Genomic DNA, 13,237 nt, shown 5'->3' with positions numbered 1-13,237 from the left:
ACAGCATTTTTTATAAGTTATTTCAATCCCTCAAATAAATCAATATTTGAAATTTCCTTTCTTTACATATACAGAATAGTCCTTAATCAAGCCTGGAGCATTTTTCTCAGCTCGAGGAAGCATACGGAAACCTGTAACTTTATATTCCTTACCCAAGTCTATAACAACCTGATGTGGATAAGCCGTATTGTCGACAGTCTGCCAGAATGTACTTTCCTGAAGGTCGAAAATCTTATCGGCAGTACGGTTACCGCTACGTGTTTCTTCACTATCAGCGTATGCGATCTTCCAGTTTTCACGGGAAACAGGCTTGCCGTTTTCTCCAAGAACATCAAATTCGGCTATAGCTGCAATATTGTTCCCATCATAGTTTGATGTAGCGTTCAGACAGAAGAAGCGACCGTTCACAGGTGAAGCGAACTTGACTTCCTGCCAGCCATTACCTTGAGCAAACCGTCCTTCGTGTACAGGTGTTTCGCCTTTCAGGTTCAGATTCTGACCTTCTTTACGGTGAGTCTCAGGAGCTTTTTCACGAAGCATGTCAAGAATAGGCTTAGTCAGACCGACAACTTTAGCTTCAGCAGGACCCTTAAGATCAAGTACAATGATTTCATTCTCTCCCTCTTTCAGCCAGCAGCCCGGCATGAACAATGTCTGCTGAGGACCGATTTCCCAGAAACGCCCCATAGCATGTCCGTTTACCCATACCATACCTTTGCCCCATGTCTGCATATCAAGGAATGTATCACCTGTCTTGTCAAGATTGAATGTAGCACGATAATAAGCAGGAACATCCAATGCTTTTCCTTTCTGATAATTCTTATCGCTTACAAATTCATAGAATGGAGGAAGATTGTATACCATCCAGTCCTTCAACTCAAGAGCATTATTACCTGAAACGACTTCTACCTTGTTTGTGATACCTTTACGGTCATGAATTGACTTGTCGAAGTTTACGCGTCCCATAGCCTCAACAAGTATATCAAGCTGAGTTCCTTTCTTCAAAGTTGATTTCAAATCAAGAGTAAACTCGCCACGGCGTCTGTCCAGTCTGCCAAGCAACTTACCGTCGGCAAAGACCTGAGCCCAATCATGAACTTCGTCTATATGCAATACTCCTGATATATCATTCTTCAAGACAGTACGATACAGGATTGAACCCCATCCCTGGTCGAACTGTTCCATAGGCTTGATATTTTCTGTCTGCTTAGCCTCAGGCAGATTATCAAATAACGGAGCCACTTCCCATTCTGTAATGGCTGGAACTTCTATAACCGGGAATGGAGCCGGTGGCTCAGGAAGAGTTGTACCTTCAGGAGCATATTGCTGCAACAGATCGCGCAACTGGAAGTATTTTGGAGTAGTCCACCCTGCCTCACTTATAGGCGCATCATAATCGTATGAACTGCACATAGCAGAATATGCAGGGTTATTGGCTCCGCCCCACCATCCGAATGTAGTACCTCCATGAGTCATATACAGGCTGAATGAAATGTTTCTGTCGAGCATATCTTTTATACCCCTTACCATTGTTGCGGCATCGCGTGTCTCGTGCTTTCTTCCCCAATGGTCAAACCATCCGCTCCAGAACTCACTACACATAAGCGGAGTTTCAGGGCGCAGCTCTTTAAGTTTCTTAAACTGCTGGTCTATATTGGCTCCGGTACCAAAATTTACAGTCCACAACAAATCGTCAAGCGCATTGTTAGTAAAATTGGAACTCCAGTCGCACTGGAACAAAGGAACATCTGTAAATCCGGCACCCTTGACTATATCACGGATTTCGGATACGTATGGTTTATCTGTTCCGTATGAGCCGAATTCGTTTTCCACCTGTACCATAATGATGTTTCCACCTCTGGTAATCTGAAGATCGGCCAACTGTTTTCCGACTTCATTCATAAATATCTTCACTCTCTCAAGATAATAAGGATCGCGTGATCTTAACTGCACATCCTGTTTTTTAAGCAACCACCATGGCAGTCCACCCATTTCCCACTCGGCACATACGTATGGTCCAGGTCTTACAATAACATACATACCATGTTTTTGTGCCAGACGACAGAATGCCGCAATGTCATTATTTCCTGAGAAATCGAACTTGCCTTCTTCCTGTTCATGAAGGTTCCAGAACACGTAAAGACACAATGTATTCATACCAAGAGCCTTACACGACAAGATTCTCTGTTCCCAATAAGGTTGAGGAATACGCGGATAATGCACTTCGGCAGCCTTTACTACCATAGGCTCACCATTTAAAAGGAATGTACCTTTGCCAACTTCAAAAGTACCTGTCTGTTTTTCAGAGCATGACTGTAGTCCTGTAACAACACCTAAAGCCAACAGGACAGACAATCCTAGATTCAATAACTTATTCATATAATTTCACTGTATTACTTATAATAAAATTAAATCAACTGAATATATTTAATACCAATACCTATATTACAATGTTAAATTCACCCTTTTAATAGTTCCGTCTTCATTAAATTCCAAACGGTCTATGCACACCTCACGGTGAGTTCCAGGAGATTTCTCCCTGTCAATGTAAAATTTATTAATTCTATGGTAGACTATATACCATTCATCTGTTCCAGGCTTGCAAATTACTGAATTATGAGCCGGACCATAAATTTCCTTTTCAGGATTCTGAATAGTGACAATAGGATCTTCGGCAACCTTAATAGGTCCGAGAGGTGAATCAGACGTTCCGTATGCCACATGATAATTAGGAGAGCCGGTATCATCTACAGACCACATGAAATAATACAGGCCATTTCTATAGAATACGTATGGAGCCTCACGGTAGGCATAATCCTGCAGTGTCCCTCCTTCAGGAGTCATTACAGTTATTGTCTTTTTCTTTATAGAAACCATATCTTTATTAAGTTCGGCTCCTGCCATGTATCCGTTTCCCCAATATAAATATGTCTTGCCTGAGACAGGATCCGTAAAGACATCTACGTCTATTTCCTGACCTCTTCCTGTAGGAGATTCTGTTATAAACGAATGTCCCAAATCAGTAAAAGGTCCGACCGGATCGTCAGCTATGGCTACACCGATTTCTTTGCCTCCTCCGTTTTTAGGATTTCCACTGTAATAGAAATAATACTTATAGCCATTCTTTGTTTTCTTTTCCTCTATACATGGAGCCCAGGCATTACCGTCAGCCCAAGGTACCTGTTCTGATTTCAAATCAAGCATTACTCCTTCGTATGTCCAGTCTTTCATATTTTCAGAAGAGTAGACAGTGAAATACCATCCTCCCCAACCCGGCTGTCCGTCGGTAGTAGAATAGATGTAATATTTACCGGTCTTGTTAGAATAGAGGATTTCCGGATCGGCATGAAATCCTGGTAAAACAGGATTGTTCGGAATTTCCCCCAGCTCGACAGGCTTTCCCCATTTATCCGTTATACGTTTAAGTTCGGCACGGGTAATTGGTATGACAGTACCATGACGAGGATGAAAATTCATCTTCACTTCATGGTCTATTACCCTGAAGTTCTCCAAATCTGTTGTTTCTGTAAACTGATAAGCACCTTTCATATATACATCATACATCAGTATATATTTATCCTGACCTATCAGTTTAAATGTACCTGCTCCCTCGACAGCATCCTTAGTCTGCTGTTTATACTCATCACACTCTTTCCACTGGCCTGATGTCAATGAAGAAGTCGTTGCCACTTTAATACCATTTCCATGCCCTTCTGTCTTATAAAACAAATGATATACTCCATCTTTATAAACTATATCACCATCAATACAGGATTTCTTATCGGCAGGAATAAACAAAGGCTTAGGTTCCCCTTCCAAATCTGTAAAATCAGCATTGGCATAAGCATAATAAATAACGTCCGGTCCGTTACCATATTTCATGGACCAATATATCATATATTTTCCTGCTTCAGGATTGAAAATAGTTTGAGGAGCCCAAACTCTTTTCAGTTTCTCCTGACCTGAATAACGTTTCTGCATATTAATAACAGAATGTGACCAATTTATCAGGTCTGTAGATTTTAGTAATACCATAGCACGGTTTGAATCCCAACCATTAGCTGACACCATATCGGTTACAACCATATAAAAAGTCTTACCATCCTGGCATCTTAAGATGTGAGGATCACGCACTCCTCCTGTAGAACTGATAACCTTGGAATCTAAAACCGGTTTATTATCATTCAAGGCCCAATATGTGTATCCGTCCAAACTTACCCCATAACATACGGCCTCTTTACTAATATGGTCACCTGTGAAATAAGTAAAAAGGTAAGCCACATAATCTTTTTCTTCTACCTTTTCAGCAAAGGCAGGACACAAAATAATTAATGCAAAAAATAAAGATATAATCCTATGTTTCATATTTTATTTGTTAAGGTTTGTGCAAAGATAATACACACCTATTAAACGAATAGGTAGAAATCGGTTAAAAATAGATAGTAAATCGTTCACATTCATGTAATATAATACACTCAGCTTATTAAAAACAAACATTTTTGCGTCATCGATATCAATATCATATAGTATTTATATATTTCACTATCATAACCTTCATTTCAAAAACAAGATAGAATTTTAATATAAAAACCATATATTTGCCGATGAAAACTTACCGATACAAATAATACAATAAATATATGACTCCTGAAATCGCCATCATAGAAAGAAATACTCTCACAGCTTTGGGACTACAGACTATTTTGGAAGAACTGATACCGCAAGCCGTCATACGTGTGTTCCACTCATTCGAAGCTCTAATTGACGACACTCCGGACATGTATGCCCACTATTTCGTTTCAATATCGATATATTTTGAGCATACCACTTTCTTCCTTGAAAGAAAGCCTAAGAGTATTGTGCTCTCTGCTGGGGAACCTCAAATACCTGTCGGTGTCCCTGTGCTCAACACATTCCTCCCTCAGGAAAAACTGATCAAAGCCTTTATGGAAATGAGAAGCAGAGGACACGAAATGACCCATCATCCTGTCAAACCTCAGCCTAAAGACAGTGCCTCCACACTGTCTGCCAGAGAAATAGAAGTGCTCGTGCTAGTAACAAAAGGATATATAAACAAGGAAATAGCCGAAAAGCTGAATATAAGTATGACAACTGTAATATCACACAGAAAAAACATTACTGAAAAACTAGGAATAAAATCCGTTTCCGGACTGGCTATTTATGCTGTTATGAACGGATACATAGATGCCGACAGCATTTAAAATCATAATAAATTAGGATTGTACGTTTTCGCTATTTGCATTTCCTTTGCAAACGAATTACAAAAACCATATACAGACTGAAAAATGAGAAGACGCACAGCTCTAAAGACATTTAAATTAATGGCGGCAGGTGTTACAATTGTAACCGGAGTGACTCCTGCCTACAGTCTGCCCACAAACGAAAACATCAGCGCACCGGCAGACACAACAAGAGTGATAGACATAGAAGAAGTAGTGGTTATAGCTACACCTAAGGAAAATAACAGATTGAGACAACAGCCTCTCTCCGCCACATCATTCTCGCAGGGAGACATGAGAAACAATTCTGTCACATCGGTAAAATCACTGTCAGGACTTGTTCCTAACCTGTTTATTCCTGACTACGGTTCAAAACTTACCACTTCAGTTTACGTTAGAGGTATCGGTTCAAGAATCAACACTCCTGCCGTAGGACTATATGTAGATAATATTCCTTTCATCGATAAATCTGCTTTTGATTTCAATTATTCAGATATAGAACGTATAGATGTATTGCGAGGTCCGCAGGGTACTCTGTACGGACGTAACACTATGGGTGGTCTTATCCGTGTATTCACTAAGTCGCCGTTCACATATCAGGGTACTGACCTCAGCCTTGGAGCTGCTACATATAATAACTACAAGGCTTCCGTGAACCACTACCACCGTATTTCAGAAAAATTCGCTTTCTCGGCAGGTGCTTTCTATGAACACGAAGGAGGTTTCTTCGAAAATGTAGCACGTAATAACGAGAAGATAGATAAAGGTGACGAAGTAGGCGGAAGAATGAGAGCTATCTGGTTGCCAAAAGACAATCTTAAACTGGATTTCACTGTAAATTACGAATATTCCAATCAGGGAGGTTATCCTTATCAGCTGACAAACATTTCTGAAAATGACATCTATTATCAGGACCTGAAAGGCGACCTGGGAAAAGTGGCTTACAATAACGAGTGCGGATATATGCGTCATCTCCTCAACGGAGGTCTGAACATCGAACATCAGGCTGAGAACTTTATATTGAGTAGTGTAACCGGTTTCCAGTATCTGAAAGATGAAATGAACCTTGATCAGGATTTCACGAGAAAGAACGTATACACTATGTCGCAGAGACAAAACTCAAAGACCATAAGTGAGGAAATTGTGCTTAAATCAAAACCGGGACGTCGATGGCAGTGGACTACAGGGGTGAGCGGTTTCTATCAGTGGCTTGATACTGAAGGACCTGTGACTTTCCATGAAGACGGGATATCTTCATTAATGGAGGATAACGTGAACGGTATATTCAAGAAAATAAAGGAAGAAAAACCGATGATGCCTGATATGAGCCTTGACATAACCGACAATAACATATTAATCGGAGGAAATTTCAAATCTCCAATGCTCAGTACAGGTATATATCATCAATCAACAATAAATGATATTATCTTTGAAGGACTGTCTTTTACTGCAGGTCTGAGAATGGAATACGAGAGATATTGGCTGGACTATAACTCTAACGCCAATATCAACTTCGATTTCAAGATATCCGTCATGCCAATGCCTTTCAAAGACTTGAAATCTTCGCCTAACGTAAACGGTAATATAAGCCACGACTATATTCAGTTATTACCTAAATTCGCCTTACAATACGATTTTAATAAGAACAATAACATTTACGCATCAGTTACAAAAGGTTATCGTTCGGGAGGATATAACATACAGATGTTTTCAGAAATAGTACAGGGTGAAATGATTAACGGCATGATAGCCACATTAGATGAAAAGAGCCATGGCATGGTTTCACAAATGGGAGGTGACAAAATTCCTCATTATGAATTTGACATACAGGAAACAACCATGTATAAGCCTGAATACTCATGGAACTACGAAATAGGTTCTCACATGACCATGTTAGACGGACGTCTGCAAGCTGATATAGCCGCTTTTTATATGGACACTCATGACCAGCAGATTTCACGTTTTGCGGCAAGCGGACTTGGACGTATCACCGTCAATGCCGGAAAAAGCAGAAGTATAGGTGGAGAACTGGCTTTGAAAGCTCAGATTACTGACGCATTCAGTCTGAACGGTAATTACGGATATACTCATGCCACATTTACAGATTATGTAGTCAGCGATGAAGTGAACTATAATGGCAATTACGTTCCTTTCGTTCCTAAACATACATTCACTGTTGGAGGTCAGTATATTTTCCGTATGAAGAGCGGTGCATGGCTGGACAACATAATTGTAAACGCAAACTACAAAGGTGCAGGACGTATCTACTGGACAGAACGGAACAATGCTTACCAGGACCTTTACGGCACACTGAACGGACGTATAAGCCTGAACAAAGGTAACGGACAGATTGGTATCTGGATAAACAATGCACTGAACACTGACTACCAGGCATTCTACTTTGAATCGATGAACAGAGGATTCGCACAAATGGGACGCCCGATGCAGATTGGTGTTGACCTGAGATGCAGATTCTAACATAATAAGTCATATACACAAAAACGGCGGAACGATTTGTTCCGCCGTTTTTGTGTATATGACTGTGAAAGATGTGAAAGTAAATTACAATATAAAACACTCATATTTTTATTATACTAAGTTCCTAAATACATTCACAGAAACAATTAAATTTCATTATTGAGTACCTTCCATTTATTACGCAAGTAAATACCGTCTATCACTCCGTCGGCAAGTCCGATAACAGGCACATAGATGTAAGTCGCTTTTATAATACCTGCAATAGTAAGGAAAATATCACCTGCAGGAACAATAACATCGGCACGGTCCGGCTTTAGATTGAACTTCTGCATCCTTTCCGCCACAGTGTACTGCTTCAATTCATTATGCAGTTCCTGCAATGAGGCAACAGTCATACGGGCACGTTTCTTGTCTTTTTTCTCTATCATACGATACAGCTTGTTGATATTACCTCCCGAACCGATAATGTTAGTATCGGGATATGATTTCGCCAGATCCGCCATATCATTCTTAAGTCTGTCCCACTCGCCTTCCTTTACAGCCTCATTCAGAATACGTACAGTACCTATATTGTAAGAACGGCTGCAAACCAACTGACCTTGTGACAACAAATTTATCTCCGTACTGCCACCGCCTACATCGACATACATATAGTTGCCTTTGCGGTCGTCCATAGATTCTACGTGGTTATTGTATACTATTTTCGCCTCTTCCTGACCGTCGATAATTTCTATCTGTATTCCCGTTTCCTTAGCTATACGCTTTATAATCTCAGGACCGTTCTTTGAATCGCGCATTGCCGAAGTGGCACACGCACGATAATCCTTCACATCGTATATCTTCATCAGATGACTGTAGGCCTTCATCAGACGAAGCATATTCTTGGCACGTTTATCCGAGATTTTATTCTTTGAAAATACATCGAAACCTAGACGAAGAGGCACACGCAACAACAGTACCTTTGAGAATTTCACTCCTTCTTTTGTTTCTTCAAGATGCTTGATAAGCAAACGTACGGCATTGGAACCAATATCGATAGCCGCATAATTCACACCATTTAGTGTTGTTTCAATCTCCTTGCTCATAGTATTCGTTTTTTATAATTTAACAGTAAGTTTATAAATGCGAATAATTGCTTGCCACTATACCCTTGCGGGCAAGCGACAAGCAACATTGTGAAAAATCAAGCTATAATATCTATTCGTTTTCAGCAAGATAGCTATCGTAGAGAGCCTCTTGAGAACGGAACGGTGTTTCATTTTCTGACAAAGCAACGAAATTGTTATCACCAAATCCGTCTACTATACGTCCCTGAAGAGTGTCCTTCAAACCATAGTCTACTATTCGCTTCAGTTCTCCTTTTATGGCAGGATCGTAAACCGGAGTAATCACCTCTACACGGTTGTCAAGATTTCGCGGCATCCAGTCGGCAGAACCCATGAAAATCTTTTCCTCTCCTCCGGCGGCAAAAATAAAGATACGAGAGTGTTCCAGATAACGGTCTATAATACCTGTAATTCTGATATTGCTGCTCACTCCCGGTATTCCAGGTACTAACGAACAGTTTCCTCGTACCACCAAATCGATATCCACACCGGCCTGAGATGCCTCATAAAGCTTTTCTACCATTATAGGGTCTGTGATATGATTTATCTTTATCTTGATATATGCAGGTTTTCCAGCCTTGCGGTTCTTTATTTCATTATTGATAAGAGTTATGAACTTGTTCTTCATCTCATTTGGAGAGACTAGCAACTCCTTGAACTTTATCGGAGTGTAAGGGCGTTCAATAAAATCGAATACTGCATCGACATCATTTACAAGTCTTCTTGAGGCTGTCATTAATACACAGTCCGTATACATACGGGCATTACCTTCGTGGAAGTTACCTGTACTTACACAAGCTATATCCGGACCAGTTTTCATACCGATGTGGGTAATCTTAGAGTGTACCTTCAAGCCTTCTACCCCGAATATTACCTTGATGCCTGCATCCTGCATTTTCTTTGACCAACTTATATTGGAAGCCTCATCGAAACGGGCAAGCAACTCTATTACCACGGTAACCTTCTTTCCGTTACGTGCAGCACCGATAAGGGCCTTTACCACCTTAGATTCCTTGGCAAGACGGTACAGAGTAATCTTGATACTGTTAACCCTCTTGCTGACGGCAGCCTCCTGAAGCACTCTGATGAATGAGTCAAAGTTATGATAAGGAACATGGATAAACCTGTCTCTTTCCTGAATCTTTGACAAAAGACTTTCCGGACCGTCAAGCTCCTTTTTCATAATAGGAGTCCATGCCGGATATTTCAGGTTCTTTCTGCCACAATCAGGGAACTTCATCAAGTCCTTATGATTCTGATAACGACCGCCGGAAAGGATAGTATCCCATGAATCCACATCCAGTTTATTGAGGACACGCTTCATCAGGTCCTTAGGCATATCGCCATCATAAATCACACGTAGAGGTTCACCACGCTTACGACTCTTCACCCCCTTGGAAATCTTCTGCAAAGTACCTGTGCGCAAGTCATTGTCTATCTCCATTTCTGCATCGCGGGTAAACTTGAAGGCGTATGCTTCGAACTTGGTATATTCAAGTCCTTCGAAAACGATAGGAAGACAGCATCTCACCACATCATCAAGATACATCATGTAACTCTTTCCGTCGCAATCCGGAAGACGGACAAAACGTCCGCACAATCCTACCGGCAGTTCAAGAAAAGCATAATCGACTACATTCTTAGTGCCATTATCTTTCTGAAGCTTGACTGCCAGGAAGATGTTTTCGTCAGTCTCAGACTCTAGCGTCTTTATAGCCGAGAACCATACAGGGACGATAAATCCGTTAAGTTTATCCTTGTAGTATGAACGTATATACTCCAACTGTTCGGGTGATATATTTTCATCATCAACAATGAAAATATTTTCTTTTTCAAGGTCTGAGATGACACTTTCCACCGCCTTTTCATATTCTTTGGCGTATTCCGAATTCAGTTTTGTAATTTTCTTGATTATCTTCTTGGCCTTTTCACTATCCTTGGCTGCTGATTTATCCTCACATTCAGCAATACGGTTCTGCGAGGCCATACGTACACGGAAGAACTCATCAAGATTATTTGAGTATATTCCCAGGAAAGCCATTCTTTCCAGCAAAGGGACATGCTGACGTGTTGCCTCCTGAAGGATACGTCTGTTAAAGTACATCCAGCTTATATCTCTTTCCAGATATGGATTTTCTTTCTTCTTATTTGCCATAATATCTAATTTTTGTGCAAAGGAAAGTAATACATATTACATTGTTATTGCAATATACAAAAATTATCAATACATTGTTAGGTAAATGAACAGAAAATAAGCCTTCTGTTATATATATTCTTCCACCATATACATATTAGGCATAAATTCAGTAGAGGCAAGGCTTTCCAGTTCGTTAACTATCATATATTCTGCCGAGTTCACCCAGTCCTTGAATCTTACATCTGGTTTATACGTCCCGGAGAATTCCAGCAGCTTGCTCAAATCAAAATCATTGTCAACAATACCGGCAGAACTTTTCATGGCATCGAAAGCATTACATTCCTGTTCTATGTGTGCAGGTACCATCATCAAAGGTTTGCCCAAATACATAGCCTCGCATACAGACTCAAAACCAGCAGTGCTGGCATACGCCTTGCAACCTGCCATCTGACGCAGAAACTCGACATCGTCCAACTGATAAAAGCTCAACGTATCATCAACTTTCCTGACCGGCTCCTCATCCCATCTGTCCCAGAAAAAGCGCAAATGGGTTTCAGGATGTTCCTTATGCCAACGCATAATACATTCCGAAAAACCGGAATTGACCATATATCCGTGGATATAACCTCCATCGGATGATTCCTGACGGAACACTTCACGTCTCAACAGAGGTGGTACAACCTTAATCCTATTTCTGTCATCATCTTTCATACTGCGGAAAGAAAGTGCAAGATGCTCTTTTGCTCCCAATGCAGTGAGCCTGGTGAACATATTGAGAAGCTTCATGCCAAACCTATTCCTCTGAGGCAACTCGAAATCCTTATGAAGAAAAAGATATTGATGACCTATACACACCTGAGGCACAGCAGGACGATATAAGAAATATGTAAGTCCTGTAAGCAGCTCATAAAAATTAATGACCATATCGGCACCTGTCTTTGATATACGTTCGTTGATATAACGCATGCTCTCCCAATATTCAGGAACCTTAATTACATTATATAGTATACTGCGTGTGATATTTACTCGTTTGTTTGTTGGTGTAGGAAGGAAATTAGGACTTACAAACTGTTTTACCGGAGCGTGTACACTGCGAGTAAAGAATCCGGGCAATCGTCTGGACTCACTTTTTCCTACAAGTATTTCCACAACTTCATGACCACTTCTCAACAAGACATTCTCCAAAGTTATGGCTTGGGTAAGGTGTCCGCGCCCCTCTCCCTGAACAATAAAAAGGAATTTCATGATGCTACAGATAAAATTGTAAGTTTTGCTGTCTTATTCAATTGATTGATCACATCAGAGTAGTTTACAACTTCCCACACTCCGTTTTCATCTTCAGTAAGAGCAGAAAGTGTCTCGACCCAGTCGCCAGAATTCAAATAATGGATGCCATCCACAATTCTGTTTTCAGGATGATGTATATGTCCGCAAATCACTCCATCGCAATCACGTTTACGTGCAAAATCCACAAGAACTTTCTCAAAATCGGAAATATAAGATACCGCCGATTTGACTTTATGCTTTATGGCCTGAGACAATGAAAAATAAGGTTTGCCCTGTTTGGCACGATATCTGTTATACATACCGTTCATCCAAAGCAATAATGTATAACCCACATCGCCCAGCTTAGCCAACCATTTCATCTCGGTTGTAACTTTGTCGAAAACATCTCCATGAGTGACAAAGTAATGACGACCATTACTTTCCAGAATATAATCCTTTACTATACTTATATTAGAAAACTGCAATGGTACAAGATTATCAAGGAAGTCATCATGATTTCCACGTACATAAATAACCTCAGTACCACACTTTTCCATCATTTTCATTATAATCTTGAAAAAACGGGTGTGCTGTGGTTTCCACTTTCTTACACCCGATTTCTGCAAATGCCACCCGTCAATAATATCACCGTTAAGAATAAGCCGGTCGCAATCTACCGTACTAAGAAAATCACTCACCTCATCAACTTTAGAATGAGTTGTACCAAGGTGAATATCCGATAAAACGATTGTTCTGTAATGTGGTCTTAATTCCATCTCTTTTTCATTTTTGTCTGATGCAAAATAACGGAATCAATATTACAAAGACGTGTAGTTTAGATTAATAAGGTAATACATTATGGTAATAAAAAAGGAAGATGTAAATTCTGATTTACTCATCATTTACATCTTCCTTTTCGTGCGCCTGATAGGACTCGAACCTACACGTCTCACGACACCAGATCCTAAGTCTGGCGCGGCTACCAATTACGCCACAGGCGCGTGAGAAGC

8 protein-coding genes and 1 tRNA gene are annotated in these 13,237 nt (G+C 40.4%); 2 read left to right on the top strand and 7 right to left on the bottom strand.

Annotated features, from left to right (window positions below; all coding sequences use genetic code 11):
* Nucleotides 1-39: 39 nt before the first annotated feature.
* Together Q0486_RS12195 and Q0486_RS12190 are read right to left on the bottom strand one after the other, a co-directional pair.
* The gene (locus Q0486_RS12195) at nt 40-2,379 is read right to left on the bottom strand and encodes a beta-galactosidase (RefSeq protein WP_299233727.1); all 2,340 of its coding nucleotides are present in this window, start codon (nt 2,377-2,379) and stop codon (nt 40-42) included.
* Nucleotides 2,380-2,445: 66 nt separating this feature from the next.
* Nucleotides 2,446-4,365, bottom strand: a complete 1,920-nt coding sequence (locus tag Q0486_RS12190) for a family 43 glycosylhydrolase (RefSeq protein ID WP_299233725.1) — start codon at nt 4,363-4,365, stop codon at nt 2,446-2,448.
* Between the two features lie 275 nt (nt 4,366-4,640).
* Between Q0486_RS12190 and Q0486_RS12185 the strand changes: the two genes are divergently transcribed.
* Both Q0486_RS12185 and Q0486_RS12180 read left to right on the top strand, forming a co-directional pair.
* A complete protein-coding gene (locus Q0486_RS12185) occupies nt 4,641-5,222 on the top strand; it encodes a LuxR C-terminal-related transcriptional regulator (protein ID WP_299233723.1) in 582 nt (193 codons plus the stop codon).
* Nucleotides 5,223-5,306: 84 nt separating this feature from the next.
* Nucleotides 5,307-7,718 (top strand): TonB-dependent receptor, encoded by a 2,412-nt coding sequence (locus tag Q0486_RS12180; protein ID WP_299233721.1) that lies wholly within the window; start codon nt 5,307-5,309, stop codon nt 7,716-7,718.
* 146 nt (nt 7,719-7,864) lie between these two features.
* Here the strand turns inward: Q0486_RS12180 and Q0486_RS12175 are convergent, their stop codons facing one another.
* From Q0486_RS12175 to Q0486_RS12155, 5 genes are all read right to left on the bottom strand, one after another.
* Nucleotides 7,865-8,803, bottom strand: coding sequence for a Ppx/GppA family phosphatase (locus tag Q0486_RS12175; RefSeq protein WP_299233719.1), 939 nt, complete (start codon nt 8,801-8,803; stop codon nt 7,865-7,867).
* Nucleotides 8,804-8,915: 112 nt separating this feature from the next.
* Complete coding sequence (locus Q0486_RS12170; protein ID WP_299233717.1) at nt 8,916-10,979, bottom strand: RNA degradosome polyphosphate kinase; 2,064 nt, start codon at nt 10,977-10,979, stop codon at nt 8,916-8,918.
* Nucleotides 10,980-11,087: 108 nt separating this feature from the next.
* Nucleotides 11,088-12,206 (bottom strand): glycosyltransferase family protein, encoded by a 1,119-nt coding sequence (locus Q0486_RS12165; RefSeq protein WP_299233715.1) that lies wholly within the window; start codon nt 12,204-12,206, stop codon nt 11,088-11,090.
* Entirely contained in the window at nt 12,203-13,003 is an 801-nt protein-coding gene (locus tag Q0486_RS12160; RefSeq protein WP_299233711.1) for a UDP-2,3-diacylglucosamine diphosphatase, read from the bottom strand. The genes Q0486_RS12165 and Q0486_RS12160 overlap by 4 nt, the downstream gene beginning before the upstream one ends.
* 143 nt (nt 13,004-13,146) lie before the next feature.
* A tRNA-Leu gene (locus Q0486_RS12155) sits at nt 13,147-13,228 on the bottom strand.
* Nucleotides 13,229-13,237: the final 9 nt, after the last annotated feature.

The organism is uncultured Bacteroides sp., from assembly GCF_937912035.1.
Classification (GTDB): Bacteria; Bacteroidota; Bacteroidia; order Bacteroidales; family Bacteroidaceae; genus Phocaeicola.
The sequence above is the reverse complement of the archived record's forward strand: the minus strand, read 5'-3'. Positions and strand labels throughout refer to the sequence as shown.